A 25,032-nucleotide genomic window follows, 5' to 3' on the forward strand; every position below is an offset into this window, starting at 1 on the left:
ATGGACGATACCGAGGCTCTTCTTGCACAGATCGAGCATAGCTGCCGACGGCTCAAGATGGCGCAGTCGACCTTTGGTCGGCTCGCGGTCAACGACGGGAAGCTCGTCCAGCGGCTTCAGCAGGGCGGGCGGGTGACGGTGCAGACCGTCGAGCGCGTCCACCGCTTCATCGAGGAGCAGGACGGTGCGTCAGCCAGCGCGCTACGCTCGGGGATCAAGGGCCTGCGCGCCGAGCTGCGACCCGAGCATAATTTCCGCTTCTACGACAATCGCCAGAAATACCTGATGTTCGTCAACACCACGAACGAGAAGCAGATCATTGCCGATCGTGCGGTTGTGGAAATGTCGGATACGCAACCGGTCCCTCCCGCGATCCGGCTGTTCGACGGCGGCGCCGGCGACGGCACCGCGCTGGCGCGGATGCTGCGCGGGCTGCACCGCCGGCATCCCTGGGTGCCCTTTTACGTGGTGGTCAAGGAGATCAGCATGGAGAACATCCGGCTGACGCTCGAGAAGATGCCCGATCGGCTGCGCGAGCATCCCGGCACCGTGCTGGTGCTGACCAATCTGAAATATGGCGAGGCGCCCCATTTGCAGCCCGAGACTCCGGCCGGGGCGAGCGCGATGGTGTGGCACGAAGTGGGGCTGGAGGGCACATCCGCCGGCCAGTTCGAGGAACAGATCCAGCAGCTCGATCCCTTCCTGGCCAAGCATTGGCAGGCGAGCATCGCCCCGAGCGGCAACCCGATGTACAAGACGCCGACGGTGCTGGTGCTGTACCGCAAAGACCATCATTTCATGCTTGATCCGATCATCCCGCGGCGCGGCTATGCGCAGGCGGACTTCGATTTCGCATTGCTTTCGCAGCCCTACCGCGCGCACGCGCCGCTCAAGTTCAAGACCTCGCGCGTGATCACGCCTTTGGTCCGGGCGCTGCGGCCCAACGGCAAGCTGATGGGGGTGCACAGCCACGGCAACGATCCCGGGCTGGACATCATCCGCACGATCTGGCCGAACGAAGATCCGTTCCACACCGGGCGCGAGGCGATCATGGCTGCGGTGCGCGATGACCTGGGATCGGCCGCGCGCGACTATCACTTCCATTCGCTGTCGGACGAAGAGGCGCTGTTCCGCTACGACATCCGCACGCTTCCCACCGAGATCGACGAGCACACCCCGATCGGCAGCTCGACCCTGTTCGCGGCATGGAACGCGGCGAGCTATGTCGCGCAGATCGAGGACGGCCGCTTCGCCAAGGCGCTGTCGAACGACCAGTATCTCGAGGCGACGCGCGGAGTACTCCAGCGACACCAGGGGCTGTGGTTCAACGACGAGATCTATCTGATCTCGCGCCGTTCGCGATTGAACTAAGCCCCCAGAAACGCCTTCAGGTCCGCCTGCGGCCGTGCGCCGAAATGGCCGATCACTTCACCCGCTGCGGCGCAGCCGAGCCGGCCGCATTCGGCGAGCGACAGGCCGCGGCTGAGGCCGTACAGCACGCCAGCCGCATAGAGATCGCCGGCACCGGTCGTGTCCACCACCGAGTCCACCCCGAATGCGGCAACCTCGACCGCGCCGTTCGCGTCGATCAGAAGCGCGCCTGCCGAGCCGCGCGTCACGGTGACGAGCTCGACATGCTGCGCAGCAATCCTCGCCGCCTGCATCGTGTCCTCGACGCCGTACAGCGCGCGGATCTCGTCCTCATTGGCGAAGAGGATATCGATATGGTTTTCGATCAGGTCGAGGAATTCGTCCCGGTGGCGATGGACGCAGAAGCTGTCGGACATGGTCAGCGCGACCTTGCGCCCCGCCGCGCGGGCCAGCGACGCGGCCTTGCGGAACGCGGCCTTGGCGGGGGGCTGATCGAACAGATAGCCTTCGAGATAGGTGATCCCCGCCGATGCGACGAGCGCTTCGTCGATGTCGTCCTCGTCGAGGCCGGTGCAGGCGCCGAGATAGGTATTCATCGTCCGCTCGGCATCGGGAGTCACCAGCACCAGGCAGCGCGCCGTCGCCGGGCCGCTGGTGGTCGCCGGCGTAGCGAACTGCACGCCGATCGAGCCGAGGTCGTGGCGGTAAATGTCGCCCAGCGTATCGTCGCGGACCTTGCCGATGAATGCGCCGCTGCCGCCGAACGCTGCGATCCCGGCGATGGTGTTGCCGCCCGATCCGCCGGAAATTTCGACGCCCGGCCCCATTGCGGCGTAGAGACGCTCGGCGCGGCCTTCGTCGATCAGCGCCATGCCACCCTTGGCCATGCCCTCGCGCGCGAGGAAGTCGTCGCTGGCATGGGCGATGACGTCGACGATCGCATTGCCGATGGCGAGAACATCATATTGAGCGGGCTGCATGCTGGCTGGTCTCCACGGCGAGAATGAACGATGCGCGAAAGGCGCTGGATAATGATCACCGTCGTTGTATAAAGACGAACGTCATTCAGCAATAGGCATGTGTGGCAAGAGGGGTTCGATGACGCGTGAGGGTATTGAAGGCGAGAGGGCGCAGTGCCCGTTCTGCGGCGCCGCATGGAGCGATGCGATGCTCGCCCAGCTCGACCGCGTCACCTTGCCCTCGGGCTGCGCATGCTGCGGCGGCGCGCCATCGCAGCACGTTGCTGCAGTGCCGCTGCCGACCGAGGATATTCGCTGCGCCGCATGCGGCCGGGCGATCTACCGCGGGTTCGCGCCAAATCAGGGAATTCTTTCGTGAAGAGCGCAGACTTCGACATCATCGACGCCCAGATCCATCAGCCGGCACCTGTCGTGCCGTTCGGCGACGACGTGCCCGAGCAGGTCAAGCTGGCCGTCAACGTCGAGCTTGCGCGTGAGGCGATGGACAGCGCCGGCGTCGATGCGACGTTGGTGGTTGCCGCGTTGCCGTACATTGATGCTTGCGTGACGCGCTATCCCGAGCGGTTCATCGGGGTCGAGACGTTCATGGCCAAGGGTGCCGAGCTCGCCGCCGCGGTCGAGCGCGCGCGCGATGACAAAAGGGTGATCGCAGGACGGCTGCTGGTCACCGATTTCCGCACCACCGAGCTTTCGGAATCGTTCACCAGCGGCGCGATGGACGCCGGTTTCGAGGCGGCCGAGAAGGTCGGGCTGCCGCTGTTCCTGTCCACCCATGGCCAGGCGGCGGCGATGCGCCCGCTGATCGAGCGGCACCCGGAGCTCATCGTGATCATCGATCATGTCGGGGTGAGCCAGCATCCCGTCTCGCCCCCGCGCGACGATCCCTGGGATCGGCTCGACGGGCTGCTGTCGCTCGCCGAGTTCGCCAATGTCTCGGTCAAGCTTTGCGGTCTCCCTTTGCTGTCGGACCAGGCCTATCCCTTCGCCGATGTCTGGCCCAATCTCGATCGCGTCCTGGCCGCATTCGGGCCCGAGCGGCTGATGTGGGCGAGCGATTACACAAGACTGCGCATGGCCGTGGCCGGCGGCCCGATGCGCAACCGCGGCTGCCTGTACAGCGAGAGCCGCGACATGCTGCTGTATAGCGACCGGATCGACCGCGATGCCAAGGCGGCGATCTTCGGGGGCACGGTGAAGCGTCTATTGGGATGGCAGCCCAGCGCCGGATGAGGCGCGCCGCCGCCACGCCCCAGACGCTTGTCGGCCTGACTGTCGTGGCGCAGTCTGGGGGGCGGAGGGGAGCATGGGCGACGCGCGCGATCATAATGCGATTCCGTGTGACGGCTGCACCGAGTGCTGCAAGTCCGACCAGGTGATCCTGCGCCCCGAGGCGGGCGACGATCTCGCGACCTTCGATTTCGAATATATCGAAAGCGCGCTCTATCCGGGCCGGAAGGTGCCCGCGCTGAAGCGCGATCCGCGCACCGGCAAGTGCGTCTATCTCGAGGAGCGGGGCTGCGCGATCCATGGCCGCGCACCCGCGATCTGCCGGCGCTTCCATTGTGCGCGGACGTTCAAGGCGCTGGGCCGCATGTCGCGCGCGCAGCGCGACGCGCTGTGGGCGCGGGGCGACGTGCTGGAGGAAGGGATCGTCGAACGCGGCCGCGATCGGTACCGGCTGGCCCAGTCGCTCGGCCTCGACCAGGTTATCGATGTCGAGATGCAGGTCGCCGCGTTCGAAGCGCTGGCCGCGCCTCGCCGTCGGTGAACGCGGCGACTAGTGGCCGCCGCCCGCGCGCTGGGCCGGATCGAGCGGGTTGCGCGTCAGCAGGATCCAGATGACGATTCCCGCCAGCGCAAGGGGCCCGGCGAGCAGGAAGAAATAGCCGATCGCGCCCCAATGATGCTGTAGCGCCAGCGCACCATATATCGGCCCGAAGATCGAGGCGATGCGCCCCGCGCCATAGGCCCATCCCACTCCGGTCGCACGGTTGCGGGTGGGGTAGAGCGTCGAGGCGATCGAGGCCAGACCCGCATGCGCGGCGTGCTGGGCGAGGGCATTGAGCGCCAGCGCTGCGAACATCCCCCAGCCCGGCGCGAACAGGCCCATGCCGATCGCGGCGCTGGCCGCGACGATGAAATAGGTCGGCACGATCGCCTTGAAGCCGAAGCGGTCGATCATCATGCCGATCGTCAACATGCCGATCGCGCCGAACGCCGTGCCGAGCGCAGTGGTGATGCCGACCTGGCCCCAATCGAGCCCGATCACGTCGTGGAATACGGTGGTCTTCCACAAGGCCGCGCTGATGAAGCCGAAGCTGCTGACGAAGCTCAGCCACAACAATATCGTCGGCACCGCGAGGCCCGGCTTGAACAGCTCGCGCACCAGCAACAGGCTGTTCGGACGCTTCTCGAGCGAGGCGGGACGCGACAGCACGACTGCCTCGCCTTCGCCCTCGGGCATCAGCGCCACTACGATCGCCTGGAGCCGGGGATCGTCGGGATCGCGCGCGGCCAGGAACTTGGGTGACTCGGGCAGGAAGAAATAGATGAAGGGCAGCAGCAGCAGCGGCATCGCGGTGCCGATCCAGAAGGCGATGTGCCAGCCATAGGGCTCGAGCAGGAATGCCTGCATCGCCGAGCCGAGCAAGGCGCCGGGCATCGATCCGGCCAGCACCACCGTGACCACCGTCGAGCGCTGGCGGGCGGGTGCCAGCTCGGAGGCGAGCGCGACCATGTTGGCGATCACCGAGCTGGCGAACATGCCCGTGAGCAGCCGGCAGATCGCGAGCGCCCAGATGCTGTCGGTGAAGATCGTCACGAAGCAGGTGGCGGCTACCCCCGAAAGGCACATCAGCAGCAGCCGTCGCCGTCCGATCAGATCGGCGATCGGCGCGATCAGGAAAGCGCCCAGCACCATCCCGACCTGCTGCATCGAAAGCACCCAGGTGAGCGACGTGCGCGCAACCCCGAATTGGTCGGAAATCTTCGGCAGCACCCAGCTCAGCACGCCGAGATCGAAGCCGTCGACCAGCATCGTCAGCGCGCCGATCAGCATCACGCGAACATGGAATGGGCGGAACTTCACGCCGTCCAGGAAGGCGTCGATTTCAACCGTCGGTTGGGCCACGGTGCGATCCTCTCATGGTTTTTATGCGGCCGGCCGGGGCAGGCGCCTTTGCATCGCATAAGAATGTAAGCCTGGCTGTCTGTCAACGCCGGAACCTCTTCCCTAATGTCAGTGGCGCTGTTATAAGACAGGCTGTCATCTAGATCCGTATCGCAGGCCAAGACTTGCGGGCGGGGGAGAGGAAAGCAGGCAGATGCCCGTCGAACGAATCGATCCGCGAGTTGACGCCATCGTTGCCGACGGCGCCGACTGGGAAGAGCTTGGCCGCGGCTTCGGCGGGCCGACGGGCCCGGCGGAAGGCCCGGTGTGGATCGCGGAGGGCGGCTATCTGCTGTTCAGCGACATCCACAACAGCCGCCGCATGCGCTGGAGCCCGGCGGACGGTATCACCATCGACAAGGAAGATACCCAGAATGGCAACGGCCAGACCCGCGATCGCGAAGGCCGGCTGGTGGTCTGTCACCATTTCAGCCGCTGCGTCGATCGCGAGGAAGCCGATGGCAGCGTCTCGGTGATCGCCGACAAGTATCGCGGCATGAAGCTCAACCGGCCCAACGACGTGGTCGTGAAGTCGGACGGCGCGGTCTATTTCACCGACCCGCCGCCCAAGGTGCCGTTCACCCCGCCCGAGCATCCGCCCGAAATCGACTGCGCCGGCGTCTATCGCGTCTCGCCGGACGGCGCGCGGCTCAACATGGTCGTCCGCGACCTGATCAATCCCAACGGGCTTTGCTTCTCGCCCGACGAGAAGATCCTCTACGTCAACGACAGCAACCAGCACCGCAAGCTGATCATGGCCTATTCCGTCGAGGCCGACGGCATGCTGGATCTCGGCAGCGCGCGGCTATTCTGCGACATGCGCGCCGACACCCGCGTGGGCGGCCCCGACGGCATGAAGGTCGATGTGGCGGGCAATGTCTATTGCACCGGCCCCGGCGGCATCTGGATCCTCAGCCCGGCCGGCGAGCATCTCGGCACGATCCTGATGGAGGGGCGCACCTCCAACATGAACTGGGGCGACGCCGACTGGCGCACGCTCTATTTTACCGGGTCCCGCACGCTCAACCGCATCCGTCTCGAGATTCCAGGCGTCCCGGTTCCGCGCGGCGCCCTCCCGACATCGCTATCCAGCTAGAGGAAACTCGCATGCAATTCGGACTCTTCTATGAGCACCAGTCCCCGGCGCCCTTCACCGCCGCGAAGGACATGGAGATCTTCCACAACGCGCTCGACGAACTCGAGCTCGCCGACAAGTTGGGCTATGACTATGCCTGGCTGGTCGAGCATCATTTCCTCGAGGAATATTCGCACAGCTCGGCGCCCGACGTGTTTCTCGGCGCGCTGAGCCAGCGGACCAAGCGGATGCGGCTCGGCCACGGCATCTGCGTGATGCCGCCCAAGATCAATCACCCGGCGCGCGTCGCCGAGCGGATCGCGACGCTGGACCTGCTGTCGCGCGGACGGCTCGAATGGGGTACCGGCGAGAGCGGCACCGCGATGGAGCTGGAAGGTTTCGGCGTCGATCCCGAGCTCAAGAAGGGCATGTGGCGCGAAGCGACCGAGCAATGCGCGAACATGCTGACGATGACGCCCTATCCGGGGTTTCAGGGCGAGCATTTCGCGATGCCGACCCGCAATATCGTCCCCAAGCCGATCCAGGCGCCGCACCCGCCGCTCTGGGTCGCATGCTCGCGCCGCGACACCATCCTCCACGCTGCGCGCAACGGGATGGGCGCGCTCGTCTTCGGCTTCGCCGCGCCCGAGCAGGCCGGCAAATGGGTCGAGGAATATTACGACATCATCAAGTCCGAGGCGTGCGTGCCGATCGGCCACGCGGTCAACGCCAATTTCGCGATCGTGACGGCATTGTCGGTCAACGAGGACGAGCAGGTCGCGATCGAGCGCGGCACCGAAGGCTTCAAATATTTCGGCTATTCGCTCGGCTTCTATGCGTCGTTCGGCAAGGGCAAGCCCGGCCATTCGACCGTGTGGGAAGATTTCAAGCGCGCCGAGGCCTCGATCGAGGACAATCACGGCAATGGCGGCATCGGCACGCCCGAGCAGGTCCATGACCATTGCAAGGCCTATGCCGATGTCGGCGTCGATCAGATCATCTTCGTCCAGCAGACCGGACCGGCCAATCACGAACATATCTGCGAATCGCTCGAATTGTTCGCCAACACCGCGATGCCGCGGCTGAAGGAAGGCGAGGAAGCGCGGCTGGCCAGGAAGCAGGCGGAGCTGGCGCCCTATATCGAGGCGGCGCTGGCGCGGAAGCCGAGGATGGCGGCGTTGGCAAAGGACGAGATCGAGCCGGTCAAGTCCTATGGCCTGCGCAAGAAGGAGGCCGGCACCTTCCAGAATGTCCGCTCGGATCGCGGCGGCGGCCTGGCAGTCGTGGCGGACGATCCGCTGGCTTTGGTCTCGAACGCCGCCGAAAAGGCTTCGCAGTGAGCATCCTGCACGGACGCGTCGTGGTCATCACCGGCGCCAGCTCGGGGATCGGCGAGGCCTGCGCGATCGCGTTCGTCGCGAAGGGGGCCAGGGTCGTGCTCGCCGCGCGCCGCGCCGAACGGCTGGCGTCGCTCGTCGCCGGATTGGAAGAGCTGGGCGGCGAGGCGCTGGCGGTGGCGACCGACGTCACCGACGAAGCCGCCGTCGCCAATCTCTTCGCGCGAGCGGTGGCGCGGTTCGGCACCGTCGACGTGCTGATCAACAATGCCGGCATTGCCGACAGCACTCCGGCCGAGCGGACCGACCTCGCTTTATGGCACCGCGTCCTCGATACCAATCTCACCTCGGCGTTCCTGTGCGCGCGATCGGCGATCCCGATCATGAAGGCGCAGGGGCGGGGACGGATCATCAATGTCGGATCGATCTCCGCCAAGGTCCCGCGCAAGGACAGCCCCGCGTACACCGCGAGCAAATGGGGGCTCGACGGCCTGACCCGCGCGCTGGCGATCGATTGCCGTGCGGACAATGTCGCAGTGTCGGTGTTTCACCCCGGCATCGTCGCCACCGAGCTGGGCGGCGGCCCGACCACCAAACCCGCCGAAATGACCGCGCGCGCGGAGGATGCGGCAGGCATCGTCGTCCACATGGCCGACATGCCGGATCATCTGAATTTCTACGAAGCGTTGATGGTGCAGAACAAGATCCCGTTTCTCGGACGGGGATAGGGGGCTCGGGGCGGGATCGCCAGCAGGCGGGCGGGTAGCAGCCAGGCGGCTTTGGGGGAGCGATGGCGCCACGGCTTCCGCACCGAAAGTGTTCATGCCATCTGCTGAAACCGGTGCCAGCCTTGGCCACCGGCGCGAGACAGTTGCGCAATTATCCCTAACAATATGCATGCGGATTGAGGGCGAAGTCCTGATCGCGCGTTCCCGCAGCAGGCAAGTAATACGGAGGCTATCGCTGGCAGCGGCGATTGGCCTATCGAGCAGGACCCGCCTCGATACCGATACTTAAGGACCATCAACGTGACCGACCTGGGTTCCGCCGACCGCCTGACCAAGGCGCGTACAGCGCTCGCCGAAGCGATGGCGCTGCACGAACAGGGGAATCTCGAAGGCGCCGAATCGGGCTATCGTGAAGTGCTGTCGCAGGGGTATCGCGCGGCAGAAGTGCTGCCTTTGCTTGCCGGCCTGCTCGGGCGTCTTTCGCGGACCGAGGATGCGCTCGCCGCTTGGGACCAGCTTCTCGCGATCGAGCCCGATCATGCCGTAGCGCTGCACGAAAAAGGGCTGACGCTGCACTGGCTCGGCCGCACTGCCGAGGCGATCGCCGCACTCGAGCGGGCTTGCGCGATTGATCCTGGCAATCCGATCGCAATCGGTAATCTTGCCGTGGTTCTGGCGGATGCGGGACGAAACCTTGAAGCGATCCGGCATTTCCGCCGCGCGCTGGCGATGCAGCCCGACAATCTGCACCTGCGCCATCAGGTGCGACGGCTCGGCGCGGGATCGGTGCCTTTCTGGCACATCCCGATGATGAACGACGTGCCGCGCAACGATGCGTTCGAGGCTGCCATAAAGGCCGCGATCGGCGCCGCCGGCCCCGAGGCACGCGTGCTCGACATCGGCGCAGGCAGCGGTCTGTTGTCGCTGATGGCCGCGCGTGCCGGGGCACAGAAAGTGGTGGCGTGCGAGATGGAGCCGATGATCGCCGACATGGCGCAGCAGATCGTCGCCCAAAACGGCTATGCTGATCGCATCACGGTCTACGCCAAGCCCTCGACCGAACTCGCCATCGGCACGGAACTCGACGTGCCGGCGGATATCCTGGTCTCGGAAATCCTCTCGAGCGATCTGCTGACGGAAAAAGTGCTCGACACGTTCGAGGACGCGCATCGCCGCCTCCTCGCGCCCGACGCAATCGTGATACCGCGCGCGGCAAGCGCAATGGGATGCCTTGTGGCGAGCGAAAACCTGGCTGACTATGCCTTTGTCGGCAAGGTTTCCGGGTTCGATCTTTCAGTCTTCACTGCCTTCGCCCCACAACGCCTGCCGATCCACGGCACGATGACCGCATGGGACCGCCTGTCGGACGATCTGGAACTGGTACGTCTCGATCTGAAGCAGAAGAAGCATGACGCCACGCTCGCACGGCTGCGCATACCGGTCACCGCGAGCGGGCGCGCCATCGGCATCGTCCAGTGGATGCACATCGATCTGTGGCAAGGCGTGTCGTTCGACAATCACCCCGATCGCTACACCGACGGCGGCTGGCTCCAGGTGCTGCACAGCTTTCCCGAACCGATCGACGTGGTTGCGGGCGAGACGCTCGATATCGCCGTCGGTCATGATCGGATCACGCTGATCCTGTTGCCGCTCGCCGAGAATAGCTCGTAGCCCCGCACCCGTCTCTGCCTAGGCCGGCTCCTCCTTGGCATCGACGATATTCTTCAGCTTGCGCGCCGCGCTTACCGCAACCGGCCACCCCGCATAAAATGCGATGTGCGCAATCGCTTCGCCCAGTTCCTCTTCGGTCAGCCCGTTCTCCAGCCCCAATTCCATATGCCCCTGCGCCTGGTCGCGGTTGAGCGCGATCAGGCAGGTGATGGTGATCAGGCTGCGGTCGCGCTTGGAGAGTTCGGGGCGCTCCCAGACCTCGTCGTAGAGAACCCTCTGGGTGATCTCGTCGAGCAAGGGCGCCACGCCGGCCAATTCCTTGCCGCGTCCTCCGGACGGTCGCTTCACTTGGCTTCTCCCCGATAGGCTTTGAAGTTGCTCGCCGCATGGTTCAGCGCCGCGCGCAGCATGCCGAGTTCGGACAGCCAGGCGATGTAATGCACGCCGCGCGCGACATAGGATTCTAGCTGCGCGGGGTTGGCGACGACCGTGCCGATATGCTTACGGCCGGCCGCGACCTGGATGACGCGATCGATCGCCGCGACGACATCGGGATGCGCGGCATTGCCGGGATGGCCGAGCGACGCACTGAGATCGCCGGGCCCGATGAACAGCACGTCGAGCTCCTCGACTTCGCACAGGGCATGGATATCCTCGACCATCTCCTTGTTCTCGACGTGGACGCTGACCAGCGTGTCGCGGTTGGCGACCTGCTCGTAGTCGGGGACGGTGCCGTATGCGGCGGCGCGGCAGGCGCGGGCAGATCCGCGTTCGCCGATCGGCCAATATTTGGCCTTCCGGATCACCTCGCGGACTTCCGCCGCGCTTCTGAGCGAAGGGACCTGGATGCCGCTGGCGCCGCTGTCGAGGACGTGGAGGATATTGGCCTCGCCGGCGTCGGGGGTGCGGATGACGCTGCTCATCCCCATCAGCTCGCAGGTCCGGATCAGGTTCTCGATCCCGGCATGGGTGTGGCAGCCATGCTCCGCGTCGATGATCGCGAAATCGAAACCGGCCAACCCGAACAGCTCGATGATGGCCGGCGCGTCCAGCTTGACGAAGCTGCCGAACACCGTCCCGCCCGCCTCGAGCTTGCGCTTCACTACTGCATTGAACATCGCCCTGGCCCTTTCCGCCCCGCCTCGCGGAGTTGCTATTTACAAACGTTATTCAACATGGCACTCGATTCACTATAAGCCAAGCTTTCATACATGCTGGCTTTGGATAAGATCCGCCGGCGCAGGCGACACCCAAGGGGGGATGATATGAAACGCAGCACCGATCGCATTCTGACGACTCATGTAGGCAGCTTGATCCGGCCGCTCAACGTGCTTGAGGGGATGATGGCCAAGGTGCTCGGCGAGCCTGTCGACGAAGCCCGGTTCCAGCGCGACGTGACTCAGGGTGTTGCCGATGTCGTCGCCAAACAGGCCGAGATCGGCATCGATATCCCCAGCGATGGCGAAATCTCCAAGCCGAGCTTCCACAATTATGTCGTCGAGCGCCTGGGCGGGCTGGAGAAAGTGCCGCCATCGGAGCGTGGTGCCTATTACGCTGCGTTGACCGACGAATTTCCCGGCTTCATGAAACAATACAATTCCATGTACAAAACCATGTGGATGCCGCCCGAGCTCGACCAGGAAAAGGTCAGGAAGGCGGCCAACATCGCGCCTGCCCGCGTCCGCGTCGCGGCGCCGATCACTTATGTCGGCCAGGACGCGCTCCAGACCGACCTCGACAATTACAAGGCCGCGCTGGCCGGCAAGGAGTTCGTCGAGGCGTTCATGCCTTCGGCCACGCCGGCACGCGACGATGCCGATGCCGGCACGGTGTACAGCAACGAGTCCGAATATCTCTATGCGCTCGCCGACGCGATGCATGTCGAATATAAGGCGATCGTCGACGCGGGCTTCGTCGTCCAACTCGATCTCGGCTTGCCGGCGCGCAACCAGGTGCTGCCCGGCAACCCCAATCCGACGCCCGAGGATCTGCGCCGCGCCTCCGAGCGACAGGTCGAGGCGTATAACCATGCGCTGCGCGGCATCCCCGAGGACCGCGTCCGCTATCATATGTGCTGGGGCAGCATGAACACGCCGCACACGACCGACGTGCCGTTGCGCGAAGTCATCGACATCATTCTCAAGATCAAGGCGCAGGCCTATGTCATTGAGGGTGCGAATCCGCGGCACGAGCACGAGTGGACGGTCTGGAAGGACGTCAAGCTGCCCGAAGGCAAGATCCTGGTTCCCGGCGTGATCAGCCACCAGACCAACGTCGTCGAGCATCCCGAGCTCGTCTCGCGGCGGATCCAGAATTACGCCAGCGTCGTCGGTCGCGAGAATGTCATCGCCGGCACCGATTGCGGCTTCTCGCAGGGCTGGAACATGGCGAGGGTCCATCCCGAAGTGCAGTGGGCGAAGCTCGGTGCGCTGGTCGAAGGCGCCGCTCTGGCGTCGAAGGAACTGTGGAACTGAGATGACTGCCAATCCCAAGCTTGCCGAGGGATTGGCGGAGTATCTCAGCGCGGTTCGCGGCGTGCCGGGCACGCCGCTGGAAGCCGCGCGCCTGCTCGCCGACCGGAATGCGCATCGTATCGCCTGTCCGCTGCCGGCGGGCATGTCCGTCGTCAACAGCTTCGTGGTGCGGGCAGGCGACGAGGTTCCGGTCCGCATCTACCGACCGGCGGCCGCGGGGCCGCTGCCGGCGATCGTCTATTATCATGGCGGCGGCTTCACCACCGGGAGTATCGAGACGTACGATCCCTTTGCGATGGCGCTGGCCGAAGCGAGCGGCGCGGTGGTCGTCAGTGTGCACTATTCCCGCCTGCCCGAAGCGACGCCGCGGGCGATGATCGCGCAATGCCATGACGCGCTGCGCTGGATCGCGCGGATGGCCGGTGCGCTCGACATCGACACCGATCGGATCGCAGTGGCGGGTGACAGCGCCGGGGCATTCATCGCCGTGCAGGTCGCCCTGTTGGCGCGGGACGGCGGCGGCCCGGCGCTCGCCTGCCAATTGCTTTGCTACGGCGTCTTCGACCTCGACGAGGCGCGGGCCAGCTATGCCAGCGCGCGTGATCCGGTGCTGACGCTGCCTTTGATCAAGGCAGTGATCGCGGCCTATCGCGCGGCCGATGCGCGCGATCCCGCGCCATTCGACGTGCCGCTGCGCAGCGACCTTTCCGGCCTTCCCCCCGCGATCCTGCTCGAAGCCGAGCATGACGCGGTGGTCGAGGAAGGCCGCGAATATGCCGAACGGTTGCAGGCGGCCGGCGTGGCGACCTGCCTGCGCATCGCTCCCGATATGTGCCACGGCTTCCTGCGCGCGGTCCGCTTTTCCGCGCCGGCGCGCGCCGAGATGCGCTGGCTCGGCGACCAATTTCGAACGCTCGTCCAATCAAGGAAGTAACATGGTTCTCAAGACCGAAGACCCCGCATTCCAGGCCGGCCGCGAACTGCGCAGGCAGATGTTCGGCGAAGCCAGCATCGAGCGGCTCGACGCTGCCGACGACTTCAACGAGCCGCTCGAGAATTACGTCACGTCCGCCGTTTTCGGCGAGACCTGGACGCGGCCGGGGCTGACCCTGCGCGAACGCTGCCTGATCACCGTCGCGATCAGCGCCGCGCTGAACCGCCAGATTCCCCTGAAGCGCATGGTCAAATGCGCGATCACCAACGGCGCGACCAAGGAGGATATCCGCGAGACCCTCCTCCAGACGACGATGTATATCGGCGTGGCGGGCGGCGTGGAGAGCTGGGGGCTCGCCGCCGAGGCGCTGAAGGAAATCGACGCTTATTGAGCGGGAGCGGCGGCGGGGATGGGCTTCGCCGCCTTGAGCCCCGCCGCTTCGATGCCGGCGGTGCCGCAGGCGGCATCGTCCGCCGGCTTGCCGCCCGAAGTGCCGACTCCGCCGAGCAGCACGCCATCGGCCGAATAGATCGGCACGCCGCCGGTGATAGTCGCTACGCTGGGCATGTTGGCGGGCGGATTGAGCGTCGCCGTGTCGGCAGTGGCGCGGCCGAATTTCGCGGCCGACATCGCCTTCCACATCGCGATCTCGCCGACACCGGCGGAGACGCCGTCCATATGGGCGAGGGTCATCGGCATGCCGTGATTCTCGAGCACCACGATCGCGACATTGATGTTGTGCGCGCGCGCCCATGCGACGCAGGTGTCGCGGATCTTTGCGGCGCTCGCATAATCGAGCACCGGCCGCGCGGTCTGCGCCGAGGCGGGCACCCCCAGGAGCAGAGCGGAGGCAATGGCGAAACGGTGCATGCATATTCTCCTCGGCGGCGACAGGTGGCTGCGTGTCTATTTCAGTTTCTCGAGAAAGCCGATGATCTCGTTGCGCTTGGCCGGGTCCGGGATGCCGGGGACCGTCATCCGGGTGCCCGGCACGACTGCCCTGGGATCGGCCAGATAGGCGTCGAGCTTCGCGCGTTCCCAGCGGATCTTCGAGCCCTTCATCGCGGGCGAATAGGCGTAGCCGGGCTTGGCCGCGGCTGGCGCGCCGAATATTCCGAACAGATTGGGGCCGACGCCGTTTGTGCCGCCCCGGGTCACGCTGTGGCATGCCTTGCAAGTCGCGAACGCCGGCCGAGGCGGTGCGACCTGGACCGTCGCCATGGCCACGACGCCGCCCTTCGCGCCGGGTCCGGCGGTCACGGCCAGCAGCGTCGCGGCGCCGATCATGGTGGTGGCGAGACAGGATTGCGTTCTGATCACGCTGGCTTCCTTCATGCTTTGTTGGTGCCGCGCGGCGTTTGGCGTCAATGCGCCGTCGCGGCCTGACCCAGACTTGAATTCGGCCCGGCCCGCATCCGCGCGAGCACGGCCGCGATCGCGGGGATGATCATCAGCCCGCCGAACAGCAGCATCACCCAGAAGCGGCCCGCTCCCGCGCCGATCACGTAGCCGCCGAGCAGCGGCCCGATGATCCCGCCGACGCGCGAGAAGCCCATCATGATGCCCAGCCCGGCGTTGCGGGTGGTCACGTCGTGATAGTTGAGCGTCACCAGGACCAGCGCGGTATAGGAGCCGACGTTGAAGAAGCCGCACAAAGTCGATGCGGCGATCAAGGCCCAGGTCATGCCGTCCGGCACCGCGCCGAGCAGCGTGAACGCTCCTCCCATTGCCAGCAGGAAGATCACTGCGATCCGCACCTCGCCGACCCGGCGCGCGAGGCCACCGACGATCAGATGGGCGACGATTCCGGCGCCATAGGTGGTCATCCCCGCGATGCCGTTCCACGTCATGTTGAGCCCGCCGATCGCGAGGATCTGCGGCCGCCAGCCCGCCATGAAGCCGCCGGCGATGGTGAACGCAAAACCCGCCAGGCACAGCAGGCCGGTGCCGACCCACATCGCGCGCGGAATGATCGAGGCACCGGGCTTCTTGCTGTCGGTGACGGGCGCGTCGGGCAGGGCGTCGAGTGCCGGCTTGCCCAGCCGCGCCATCAGGCGGTTGAGCCGCTCGAGCGCGCCCGGCTTGCGCTGTCTGCCCAGGAAAGCGGGCGATTCGGCGAGCAGGAATAGCGCCAGCACGAAGCTGAGCAGGTTTAGCGTTGCCGCCGCCATGAAGATCGCGCGCCAGCCAAACGGCTCGATCAGCACCGCGGCGAGCGCGCCGCACAGCATCCCGCCGGCCGAATAGCCGGTATGGAGAATGCCGATGAAGACATTCGATCGCGCCGCGTTGCTGAATTCGGAGACCGTGACATTGAGGCACACCACCAGCGCCCCGAGGCACATGCCGGTCACCAGGCGCAATCCCATCAGTGCACCGATCGAGCCGACCATCGCCGTGGCGAACAGCAATCCGATCAGAAGCCCGAGCAGCCACAGGGTGAGCACCCGGCGGCCGATGCGATCGGCGAAGGGCGAAATGAAGATCGAGCCGATGGCGATGCCGATCGGCGTCGCGGTCGAGGCCCAGCCGAACATCTGGGTCGAGATGCCCCATTCCTTGATGATCGACGGCGCGGCATAGGAAAGCGTGACGACGTCGAGCCCGTCGGCGGCATAGGTCAGCACGCAGATCGCGACGATCGCATATTGGTACCAGCCCATCGGCGACTGCTTGATGAGATCGTTGGGGGTGGACGGGTTCATGCGCACGGTCCCTCGCCTGCGAGACGGCGTTGCTGGTCGGCGATCGGCTGTTTCCGCATGCACACTCCCGATGATGCCAATCAAATTCTCGACGGATCCCGGCGTGGTTGCGGCGCCGGGATCCGCCATTTTCAATGTGCGTACAGACTAGAAACGCAGCCTGACGCCGGCGACGTAATAGCGGCCGATCTTGTCGTACATCTGGGAGTTCGACACGGTCGGAACGAAAATGGCGTTGGGGATGACCGGGGGCTCGTTGTTCAGCAGATTGTCGATCTTGCCGTACAACTCGATATGGTCGCTGATCTTGTACGAGGCCGACAGGTCGAGATAGCCACGCCCCTTCACTCGGTTCTGGTCTGCCGGAAGATCGACGTCATCGACATAGATCGTGCGGAACTTGCCCCCGCCGATATAGCGCACATAGGCACCCAGGCGGAGCGGGCCGCCGGCATAAGTGAGATCGAAATTCGCCTTCCAGCGCGGCTGGCCGCCCGGATCGGTGGCGATGTCGCCGAGCAGCACCGTCGTCACGTTCGACGCGGTCAGCTGCAGCTTGTCGACATAGTTGACGAGCAGGCGGCTGCCGATCGTGCCGGCAGTGCCGAACCATTGGACCGGCCGACGGTAGGACAGTTCGAAATCGACGCCCGCCGCCTCGATCGTCTGCGCGTTGATCAGCGTGGCCTGGATCGACGTTATCTGGTTCGCGGCATTCTGGGTGATCAGGTCGCAGAAAGAAGTGATATTCTCCCTGAAGCAATTGTTCACGATCGTCTGCGGGGCGATGGCCGTGATCGCGTTGTTGATCTTGATCGAATAATAATCGATCGACGCGTTCAGCCCCGGAATGAAGCTCGGCTGGAATACCACGCCGACCGCCTTGGTATCGGCCTTTTCCGGATTGAGCGCGCGGTTGCCGCCGGTGAGCTGCAGCGTGTTCGCGGTCACGTTGGTGCGCGGATCGTTGATCGCGTTGATCACCTGATTTTGGCCGGCGAACAATTCGTTGATGTTCGCAGCGCGAATGTCGCGTGAGATCGTGCCGCGGAAGCGGACGTCCGAGACCGGCGAATAGTTTAGGCCGACCTTCCAAGTCGTCACGCCGCCACTCGAGCTGTAATCGGCGTAACGGACCGCGCCGTTGAGATCGAGATTCTTGGCGAACGCCATGTCCGTGGCGAGCGGCACCGCGGCTTCGGCATAGCCCTCCCAGACGGTCAGCTTGCCGGCGAACGGCTGCTGGTTGATCGAGCGCCAGCCGGAAATCCGCGAGACATCGTCCGAGACGCTGTCGATGGTTTCGTGACGATATTCGCCACCGAATGCGAGTTTGACCTCGCCGGCCCAGGTCCGGAAGGGGGAACCGTTGATGTTGGCGCCGATCGTGCCCTGGTTCATCCTGGCGTCGTAGAACGACGTCCCGCGATACCAGGCAAGCGCCGCGGGGCTGATCGACCCTGCGCCGAAGACGTTGATCGGGACGCAGGCCGGATTGTCATCGGCTGCACTGGCGTTCGCGTTGATGCGGCACACCGGCTGCCCGGTCACCGGGCTGATCACCGAGTCCACCCCCTGGAACCAGCGCGACTGGATCCGGTTGTTCTGGCTTTCCTGGCGGAAAGTGTTTTCGGAACGCTGCAGGTAGAGGTCCCATTTCCAACCACCGCCGAAATCGCCTTCGGCGCCGGCGGCATAGCGCAACGCGCGGGCCTTGCTATTGTTGAGCGACGGCCCGTCCTCGAGGTTCACGCGACCAAAGCCGAAGGTGTTGATGTTGTTGTTCAGCATCGTCTGGCGCACCGAGGACGGCAGGAAGGCGTTGTCGCGCTGAATTGTCAGCGTGCCGTTGTCGTAGTTCGGAGCCAGATCGGAATCGACTTGCACGCGCGACCAAAGGACTTCGCTCCAGATGCTCACGTTTTCGGTGACGTCGAAGCTGACCCGGCCAAAGCCTGAATAACGCGTGATCCGCGGAAGGATATTGCCGTCGCCGATGATCGAGACGCCGCCGCCACCGAGCATGAAAGTGGAGTTGGCCGGGGTGCCGTAGACGAACGGCGTCGGCGTGCCGTTTTTGCCGAACTGAATGCCATAGAGCGGACTGGTCGACGGCACGACCGTGAGACCGCCGAACGTCATCCGCGAATAGAGCGCGTTGGTCGCGAGATAGTTCTTCGTCTGTCCATTGGTCGCGGTGTAATTCGGATTGTTGAACAGCACGGGGTTGCCGCGGCCCCATGGGCGGGTGTCCACATTCGTCTGGCCGGTGTTGCGATACAAGTCGCCAGCGACGGTGATGTTGAGGCGACCGTCCAGGAACGAATGTCCCGCCGCGCCCGAAAGCACCGGGCGATTGAAATCGCCATAGTCGGAAACGCCGTAAGAGGCGTCGACCTTCAACCCCTCGAGTTTCTTCTGGATCGAGAAATTGACGACCCCGGTGACTGCGTCCGAGCCATAGGCGGCCGAAGCGCCGCCGGTCACAACCTCGACGCCGCTGATCAGCGAAAGCGGGAAGATATTGGTGTCGATGCCGCCGAACGGGCTGGTCGCGGCGAGGCGGCGTCCGTCGAGCAGCAGCAAGGTGCGGGCGCCGCCGAGCGCGCGCAAATCCGCGACGTTCTGGCCGACCGGTTCGCTCGACTTGCCGACGTTCTGGTTGATGCGCAGCTGCGGGATATCATAGGCCAGTTCGGCAACGCTCGCCAGCGCGCGATCCTCGATTTGCGCCACGCCGATCGTGGTCACCGGAGTCGGCGCGGTGAAGCCCGACCCCAGACGCGAACCGGTGACGATGATTTCCTTCTCCTCGCTTGGACTCGCCACCTCCGGCTTACTCTGGGCGGTGTCGGCACCATCGGGATCGCCGGCGGCGGCCTGGGCAAAAGCGGGCGCGGCCGTCACCGACAGCATCAGCGCGATTGCCGCGAGGCTCGGATCCGTGAAACGCAGTGACAGGGGCGCACGGCCCGGAACCGAAGATGACTTTCGCATTGCTTCCTCCCCTGATCGATGCGGCTTTTCACCGTTCATCGAGTTGCCGCCGGTGCCGCTGCACCAGCCCGGCTACGCTCGCGTATTCGCAGTCGTAACCGATATTCTAAAATGACGAATGAGAGTCGCTTATGACATATCTAAGCTGGCCAACAAGTGGAAAATCGGTTAGTGACAAACGGCATTCGATATAAGCGTCGCAAAAGTGGACGGTCGTTGTGGCCCGAGAAGGGTCGAAAAGGGAGAGAGCGGGATGGTGGCTGCTACCGAGCAGAGCGGTGCGTCGGCTGCACCTCCGGGCATGAGCCGCTATCAATATCTCGTCGTCGGTCTGTGCTGCGCCGCCAATATTGCGGACGGATTCGACGTAGTGTCGCTGTCCGTCGCGGCGCCGGTGCTGTCGAAGCAATGGCATATCGATCCCGCCGTGCTCGGCACGCTGTTCAGCGCCGTTGCGGTCGGCCTGGTGATCGGCGCGTTCGCCATTGCACCCTTGGCCGACAAGATCGGGCGGCGCCCGGTGATGCTCGCCGCGCTCGGCACGCTCGCGGCGGCATTGCTGCTGACCAGTGCCGCGGGTGATATCTGGCATTTGCTGGCGCTGCGCTTCGTGACCGGCATCGGCCTCGGCACCCTGGTCGTATGCCTCAACACCACTGCCGCCGAATATTCGAGCCTCAAGTTGCGCAACATGGCGATGGCGACCGTCCATATCGGCTTCACGCTGGGGATGATGCTGGGCAGCGGTATCGCTGCGGCGGTGCTGGCGACCGGAAGCTGGCGGCACATCTTCCTGGCGGCAGGCCTGCTCAACGCGGTGACCTTCACGTTCGCTCTGTTCATCCTCGGCGAATCGCGTGATTTCCTGTTGCGCCGGCAGGGGCCGAAGGATCTGACTGCGCTCAATCGTCTGAACCGCCGGATGAAGCTGCCGGAACTGGCGGCAATGCCGCCCCGTCCCGCCGCGGCCGAGACCAGCGCCAGCGCGATACGCTTCATGCTCGCCGGGCCGATGCGCAGCCCGACGGTGCTGATCTGGGTCGCGTCGCTAACCTATGCGCTGGTCGGCTATTTCCTGCTCAACTGGAAGCCCACGATCCTCGCCAATGCCGGCCTCAGCCCCAGTCTGGCAGCGGCGAGCGGGATCATCACGGGCGCCTGCGGCGCGCTGGGCCACCTCGTCATGGGGCTGCTGGCGCGACGCGTGGGGGAGGGGCGCCTGACCGCGTGCTTCTTCGCTTGTGCTGCGGTGACGCTGATGATCTTCGGCATTCAGCCGCCCGATCCGATCCCGCTACTGGCGATGGCCGGGCTCACCACTTTCTTCGTGGTCGGCGCCTATACCGGCCTGTTCTTGGTCACGGTGGCGATGTACCCGCCGGCGATCCAGAACACCGCATTGGGCTTCGTCGTCGGCTTCGGCAGGGTCGGCGCGATCATCGGGCCGATGATCGGCGGCTTCCTGTTCAGCGCCGGGCTGACCCGGATGGACACCTATTTCGTGTTTTCCGCGATCGCGGTGATACCCGCAGTGACGATGCATCTCGCCAACCGCCTTGCCATGCGCTCGGCCAAGACCCTCTCAGGAGCCCAGGATGCCCAACCCGCGATTGTTTGATACCCACGCGCACTTCTTCACCGACGACACCGATCGCTTTCCGATCGACGTGACCGGCGCGCGCGAGGGCGAGGCGGAAGTCCGCGCCCGGATCGCACGCGATCCGGCGACGGCCGAGCGGCTGCTGGCGCTGTGGGATCAATGCGGCGTCACCGGCGGCGCGGCGGTGCAGTACAATACGATCTACAAGACCGATAACAGCTATACGCTGTCGGTCGCCGACGTGCACCACAACCGGGTTTCCGCGGTGCTGATCCTGCGCGCGGACCGGCCCGAAACGCCCGACAAGCTGCGCGCGCTGGCGACGCGGCACAATGTCTGCGGGTTGCGGCTGTTCGGCTTTCCCGATGCCGAAGGGGCGTATCCCTGGCTCGATTCCCCGGCGGCGTTGAAGACCTGGGAAGTCGCGGCATCGCTCAAGCTGACGATGGTGCTGATGTACGCGCCCGGAAAGCCGACGCCGGCGGCGCTTCGCCGGATCATCGCACTCGCCAAACGCTTCCCGGCCACGACGATCGCGCTCGATCATTGCGGCTGGCCGGGCGTCGAGAACGGCGTTGCCGGAACGATCGGGCCCGAGCATCTCGAGCTGGTGCCGGTCGCGAACATCGTCTTCAAATTCACCCAGATCAATCTCAACCGCTTCCGCGAAACCGGGATCGATGCGGCGCAATTCGTCCGCCGGATCGTCGACACTTATGGCGCTGGCCGGGTGATGTGGGGGTCGGACTATGGCAACACCAAGGACGCCTATCCCGACATGGTCGCCCAGGCGATTGCCGCGACCAAGCTGCTGAGCGACGCGGAGCGCGCCCGGGTGCTGCACGACAATGGCGCCAGACTGTTCGCGGATCGCCTGTGACGGCAGCGCCCGAACTACCGGCGCCCGAACCGCCGGCAATCGACGCGCACGCGCACGTCTTCACCCGGGCGATGCCGCTCACCGATACCGCCTGGACCCGGCCCGAATATGACTATCCCGTGGAGACCTATCTCGCCGAACTCGACGCCCATGGCATCGCGTTCGGGGTGATCACCGCGGCGAGCCTGTTTGGCGACTATAACGACTATTCGCTCGCGGCGCTGGCGCAGCACAAGCGGCTGCGCGCGACGGTGATGCTTGATCCCGATGTCTCGGCGCGCGAGCTGGCCGATCTGAAGCAGGCAGGCGTGTGCGGGGTGCGTTTCCAGATCCCGCCCGATGCGCCGCTGCCGGATCTGACCGGCTATCGTTTCCGACGCTTCGTCACGCGCCTCGCCGATGCGGGGATGCATCTCGAACTCAATCTCGGCGGCACGCAATTGGGCAACATGCTGCCCGCGCTCGCCGATCAAGGTATCTCGACGGTCGTCGATCATTTCGGCTTGTTGCGCAGCGAAGGCGGGATGACGGGCCCCGGGTTCAAGGCGATGCTTCAGGCGATCGAGCGGGGGCGGACCTGGGTCAAGATCTCGGCGGGCTTCCGGCTGCCTGCCGAGAGCCTCGCCGGCTATGCTCGACGTCTGCTGGAGGTTGCAGGCCCAGACCGCCTGTTCTGGGGCAGCGATGCGCCGTTCGTCGGCGCCGAGGCCCGCATGACCTACACCGAAGCGCTCAACACGCTCTACCGCATCGTCCCCGATGCCCGCGACCGCCGGCGCATGTCCGACGCTGCGCTGCGCTTCTACTTGTTCTGATTGGCGGCCTTGACGGTATTGGCGAGCAGGCAGGCGATCGTCATCGGCCCGACTCCCCCCGGCACCGGCGTCACCGCGCGGGCGTGCTGCACTTCATCGAAGGCGACATCGCCGACCAATTTGGTGCGCCCGTCGTCCTGAAGCACACGTGTGATGCCGACATCGATGACCACTGCGCCTTGCTTGATCCAGAAGCCACGCACCAATCGCGGCGCGCCGGCGGCGGCGATGACCAGGTCGGCCTTGCGGACGATATCGGCGAGCCCGCGCGTCTCGATATGCGTCACCGTCACCGTCGCCTCGCGCTCGAGCAACAACATCGCAATCGGCTTTCCGACGATGTTCGACTTGCCGATCACCACTGCGTCGAGGCCGGTCAAATCGTCGAGCACGCTGTCGAGCAGCAGCATCACGCCGAGCGGCGTGCAGGGCACCAGCCCGCCGGTGCCGGTCGACAGCCGCCCGACATTGACGGGATGAAAGCCGTCGACATCCTTGGCCGGATCGATTGCGCCGAGCACGGCGCCGGCATCGATATGCGCCGGCAAGGGTACCTGAACGAGAATTCCGTGGATGCGCGGATCGGCGTTGAGCCGGGCAATCAGCGTCAGCAGCGCATCCTGGGCGGTGTCCGCAGGCAGACGATGCTCGGACGAGACGATGCCGACACGCCGGCAGGCGTCGATCTTGCGGCCGACATAGACCTGGCTGGCCGGATCCTCGCCGACCAGCACCACCGCGAGCCCCGGCGCGATACCATCGCGGCGAACGATCGCTGCAATCTCGGCTGCGGTCCTGGCGTCGAGCGCGCGCGCAATCGCGCGCCCGTCGATTCGCTCGGCGGTCTTGGTCCGCCATTCCGCCAGCGTCACGCCGCGTCGAGCGCCACGGCGTTGATCACCTGCGCCTGGGTATATTCCTCGAGCCCCTCTAGCCCCATTTCGGTGCCCATGCCCGACTGCTTGAGTCCGCGGAACGGGATGCGCGGATCGATTGCCATCAGCTGGTTGATCCACACCGTGCCGGAGGTGACTCGCATCGCCACGTCGGTTGCGCGGACCAGATCGTTGCTCCAGACGGTGCCGCCCAGCCCATATTCGGTGCCGTTCACGCGCGCGATCAGGTCGTCGACATCGCTGTAGCGCAGCACCGGCAGCACCGGGCCGAACTGTTCCTCGCGGACCAACGGTGCCTCGTCGTCGATGTCGCGAACGATCGTCGGCGAGATGAAATAGCCCGGCCGGTCCAGCGGTACCCCGCCGGCGATCACTGTGCCACGGCTCTTGCTGTCCTCGATCAAGGCAGAGACCTTGTCGAACTGCAGCTTGTTCTGGACCGGGCCGATCTGCGACCCCTGATTGGCGCCGTCATCGACCACCATTGCCTTGGCCAGCCGCGCCATCTCGTCGCAGAATTCGTCGTAGATGGCGTCCGGTACATAAACGCGTTTGACCGCTACGCAGATTTGCCCGGCATTGCGCATCGCGCCTTCGAAAACCTTGCCGGCAGCATATTTGGCATCGACATCGTCGAGCACGATCGCGGCATCGTTGCCGCCCAGTTCGAGCGTCACCCGCTTGAGGCTGGCGGCCGACGACGCCAGCACTTTCCTGCCGGTCGCGGTGGATCCGGTGAACGAGATCTTGGCGACGTCGGGATGCGTCGTCAGTGCAGGGCCGAGCTCGTTCTCGTCGCACACGATGTTGACGACCCCTGAGGGCAGTATCTGCCGACACAATTCGCCGAACAGCAACGTCGTCAGCGGTGTCGTCGGCGCCGGCTTGCAGACCATGGTGTTGCCGGCCATCAGCGCCGGCCCGACCTTGTTGGCGAGCAGGATCAGCGGAAAATTCCACGGCGTGATCGCCGCGACCACGCCGAGCGGGGTACGATGCTCGATGATGCTGTTGCCGCCCTCGTCGCGGAGCACCTTGGGCTCGAGCCGCATCGCCGCAAAGGTACGCAGCACGAACACGCAGCCGCGGATTTCCTTGGTCGCCTGATCGAGCGGCTTGCCCTGCTCGGCGGTCAGCAGCGCCGCAAATTCGGGAATGCGGGCTTCCAGCGCCGTGGCCAGCGCCTCCACCCTGGCGCCCCGCGCGTTCATCGGGGTCGCCGCCCAGCCCGGAAAGGCGCGCTTAGCCGCAGCGATCGCGGTTTCGAGCATCGCCGCATCGGTCTTGGGGCATTGCGCGAATGGCTTGTCGAGCGCCGGATTGATCACGGCGAAGCTGCTCGCCCCGGCGACCAATTCTCCGTCGATGAGCAGGCGATATTGGCGGTCCATGGCGGTTCC

Annotated in this window: 24 protein-coding genes; 14 read left to right on the plus strand and 10 right to left on the minus strand. The window is 65.3% G+C overall.

Going from position 1 to position 25,032, the window contains the following annotated elements:
- Entirely contained in the window at window positions 1-1,371 is a 1,371-nt protein-coding gene (locus tag E5A73_RS09630) for a hypothetical protein (protein WP_135963589.1), read from the plus strand.
- Here E5A73_RS09630 and E5A73_RS09635 read toward each other — a convergent pair.
- Complete coding sequence (locus tag E5A73_RS09635; protein WP_135963590.1) at window positions 1,368-2,351, minus strand: adenosine kinase; 984 nt, start codon at window positions 2,349-2,351, stop codon at window positions 1,368-1,370. The two genes, E5A73_RS09630 and E5A73_RS09635, sit on opposite strands and share 4 nt — an antisense overlap.
- 187 nt (window positions 2,352-2,538) lie before the next feature.
- Here E5A73_RS09635 and E5A73_RS21355 point away from each other — a divergent pair, with 187 nt between their 5' ends.
- The 3 genes from E5A73_RS21355 (at window position 2,539) to E5A73_RS09645 (ending at window position 4,119) form a co-directional block, all read left to right on the plus strand.
- Complete coding sequence (locus E5A73_RS21355; RefSeq protein ID WP_168355876.1) at window positions 2,539-2,709, plus strand: hypothetical protein; 171 nt, start codon at window positions 2,539-2,541, stop codon at window positions 2,707-2,709.
- Entirely contained in the window at window positions 2,706-3,581 is an 876-nt protein-coding gene (locus E5A73_RS09640) for an amidohydrolase family protein (protein WP_168355877.1), read from the plus strand. Before E5A73_RS21355 ends, E5A73_RS09640 begins: the two co-directional genes overlap by 4 nt.
- 73 nt (window positions 3,582-3,654) lie before the next feature.
- Window positions 3,655-4,119 carry a YkgJ family cysteine cluster protein gene (locus E5A73_RS09645; RefSeq protein ID WP_135963592.1) on the plus strand — a complete coding sequence of 155 codons (465 nt, stop codon included), beginning with the start codon at window positions 3,655-3,657 and terminating at the stop codon, window positions 4,117-4,119.
- Window positions 4,120-4,128: 9 nt separating this feature from the next.
- On the opposite strand, the gene E5A73_RS09650 is transcribed toward E5A73_RS09645, so the two are convergent.
- Window positions 4,129-5,481, minus strand: coding sequence for an MFS transporter (locus E5A73_RS09650; RefSeq protein ID WP_135963593.1), 1,353 nt, complete (start codon window positions 5,479-5,481; stop codon window positions 4,129-4,131).
- A gap of 193 nt (window positions 5,482-5,674) precedes the next feature.
- Between E5A73_RS09650 and E5A73_RS09655 the strand changes: the two genes are divergently transcribed.
- From E5A73_RS09655 to E5A73_RS09670, 4 genes are all read left to right on the plus strand, one after another.
- Window positions 5,675-6,616: an SMP-30/gluconolactonase/LRE family protein gene (locus E5A73_RS09655; RefSeq protein WP_135963594.1), complete on the plus strand. Its 942-nt coding sequence runs from the start codon at window positions 5,675-5,677 to the stop codon at window positions 6,614-6,616.
- An 11-nt stretch (window positions 6,617-6,627) separates the two neighbouring features.
- Window positions 6,628-7,935 carry an LLM class flavin-dependent oxidoreductase gene (locus E5A73_RS09660; RefSeq protein WP_135963595.1) on the plus strand — a complete coding sequence of 436 codons (1,308 nt, stop codon included), beginning with the start codon at window positions 6,628-6,630 and terminating at the stop codon, window positions 7,933-7,935.
- Entirely contained in the window at window positions 7,932-8,660 is a 729-nt protein-coding gene (locus E5A73_RS09665; RefSeq protein ID WP_135963596.1) for an SDR family oxidoreductase, read from the plus strand. Before E5A73_RS09660 ends, E5A73_RS09665 begins: the two co-directional genes overlap by 4 nt.
- A 300-nt stretch (window positions 8,661-8,960) precedes the next feature.
- A complete protein-coding gene (locus E5A73_RS09670; RefSeq protein WP_135963597.1) occupies window positions 8,961-10,331 on the plus strand; it encodes a protein arginine N-methyltransferase in 1,371 nt (456 codons plus the stop codon).
- 18 nt (window positions 10,332-10,349) lie between these two features.
- Here E5A73_RS09670 and E5A73_RS09675 read toward each other — a convergent pair whose 3' ends face one another.
- Together E5A73_RS09675 and E5A73_RS09680 are read right to left on the minus strand one after the other, a co-directional pair.
- Complete coding sequence (locus E5A73_RS09675) at window positions 10,350-10,679, minus strand: carboxymuconolactone decarboxylase family protein (protein WP_206366442.1); 330 nt, start codon at window positions 10,677-10,679, stop codon at window positions 10,350-10,352.
- Window positions 10,676-11,449 (minus strand): HpcH/HpaI aldolase family protein, encoded by a 774-nt coding sequence (locus tag E5A73_RS09680; RefSeq protein WP_135963598.1) that lies wholly within the window; start codon window positions 11,447-11,449, stop codon window positions 10,676-10,678. The genes E5A73_RS09675 and E5A73_RS09680 overlap by 4 nt, the downstream gene beginning before the upstream one ends.
- A gap of 147 nt (window positions 11,450-11,596) precedes the next feature.
- Between E5A73_RS09680 and E5A73_RS21360 the strand changes: the two genes are divergently transcribed.
- From E5A73_RS21360 to E5A73_RS09690, 3 genes are read left to right on the plus strand one after another with little or no spacing between them, the layout of a single operon-like run.
- Window positions 11,597-12,805 (plus strand): cobalamin-independent methionine synthase II family protein, encoded by a 1,209-nt coding sequence (locus E5A73_RS21360; protein ID WP_168355878.1) that lies wholly within the window; start codon window positions 11,597-11,599, stop codon window positions 12,803-12,805.
- 1 nt (window position 12,806) lies between these two features.
- Window positions 12,807-13,739 carry an alpha/beta hydrolase gene (locus E5A73_RS09685; protein WP_168355879.1) on the plus strand — a complete coding sequence of 311 codons (933 nt, stop codon included), beginning with the start codon at window positions 12,807-12,809 and terminating at the stop codon, window positions 13,737-13,739.
- Window position 13,740: 1 nt separating this feature from the next.
- Entirely contained in the window at window positions 13,741-14,130 is a 390-nt protein-coding gene (locus E5A73_RS09690) for a carboxymuconolactone decarboxylase family protein (protein WP_168355880.1), read from the plus strand.
- Here E5A73_RS09690 and E5A73_RS09695 read toward each other — a convergent pair.
- The 4 genes from E5A73_RS09695 to E5A73_RS09710 all read right to left on the minus strand — a co-directional run bounded on the left by E5A73_RS09695 (window position 14,124) and on the right by E5A73_RS09710 (window position 19,441).
- On the minus strand, window positions 14,124-14,609 hold the full coding sequence (locus E5A73_RS09695; RefSeq protein WP_135963601.1) for a GlcG/HbpS family heme-binding protein: 486 nt from the start codon (window positions 14,607-14,609) through the stop codon (window positions 14,124-14,126). The genes E5A73_RS09690 and E5A73_RS09695 overlap by 7 nt on opposite strands.
- Window positions 14,610-14,645: 36 nt before the next feature.
- Complete coding sequence (locus tag E5A73_RS09700; RefSeq protein ID WP_240700115.1) at window positions 14,646-15,059, minus strand: c-type cytochrome; 414 nt, start codon at window positions 15,057-15,059, stop codon at window positions 14,646-14,648.
- Window positions 15,060-15,103: 44 nt separating this feature from the next.
- On the minus strand, window positions 15,104-16,444 hold the full coding sequence (locus tag E5A73_RS09705; RefSeq protein WP_168355881.1) for an MFS transporter: 1,341 nt from the start codon (window positions 16,442-16,444) through the stop codon (window positions 15,104-15,106).
- 147 nt (window positions 16,445-16,591) lie between these two features.
- On the minus strand, window positions 16,592-19,441 hold the full coding sequence (locus E5A73_RS09710; protein WP_168355882.1) for a TonB-dependent receptor domain-containing protein: 2,850 nt from the start codon (window positions 19,439-19,441) through the stop codon (window positions 16,592-16,594).
- Window positions 19,442-19,694: 253 nt separating this feature from the next.
- On the opposite strand from E5A73_RS09710, the gene E5A73_RS09715 reads away from it, so the two are divergent.
- The 3 genes from E5A73_RS09715 to E5A73_RS09725 are packed head-to-tail and all read left to right on the plus strand — an operon-like array spanning window position 19,695 to window position 22,736.
- Window positions 19,695-21,059: an MFS transporter gene (locus E5A73_RS09715; RefSeq protein WP_135963605.1), complete on the plus strand. Its 1,365-nt coding sequence runs from the start codon at window positions 19,695-19,697 to the stop codon at window positions 21,057-21,059.
- The gene (locus E5A73_RS09720) at window positions 21,037-21,921 is read left to right on the plus strand and encodes an amidohydrolase family protein (RefSeq protein ID WP_135963606.1); all 885 of its coding nucleotides are present in this window, start codon (window positions 21,037-21,039) and stop codon (window positions 21,919-21,921) included. The genes E5A73_RS09715 and E5A73_RS09720 overlap by 23 nt, the downstream gene beginning before the upstream one ends.
- A complete protein-coding gene (locus tag E5A73_RS09725) occupies window positions 21,918-22,736 on the plus strand; it encodes an amidohydrolase family protein (RefSeq protein WP_135963607.1) in 819 nt (272 codons plus the stop codon). Before E5A73_RS09720 ends, E5A73_RS09725 begins: the two co-directional genes overlap by 4 nt.
- On the opposite strand, the gene folD is transcribed toward E5A73_RS09725, so the two are convergent.
- Together folD and E5A73_RS09735 are read right to left on the minus strand one after the other, a co-directional pair.
- Window positions 22,724-23,608 carry a bifunctional methylenetetrahydrofolate dehydrogenase/methenyltetrahydrofolate cyclohydrolase FolD gene (folD, locus tag E5A73_RS09730; RefSeq protein WP_135963608.1) on the minus strand — a complete coding sequence of 295 codons (885 nt, stop codon included), beginning with the start codon at window positions 23,606-23,608 and terminating at the stop codon, window positions 22,724-22,726. The genes E5A73_RS09725 and folD overlap by 13 nt on opposite strands.
- On the minus strand, window positions 23,605-25,023 hold the full coding sequence (locus E5A73_RS09735) for an aldehyde dehydrogenase family protein (protein WP_135963609.1): 1,419 nt from the start codon (window positions 25,021-25,023) through the stop codon (window positions 23,605-23,607). Before E5A73_RS09735 ends, folD begins: the two co-directional genes overlap by 4 nt.
- Window positions 25,024-25,032 lie beyond the last annotated feature (9 nt).

The organism is Sphingomonas gei (assembly GCF_004792685.1).
Lineage (GTDB): Bacteria > Pseudomonadota > Alphaproteobacteria > Sphingomonadales > Sphingomonadaceae > Sphingomonas > Sphingomonas gei.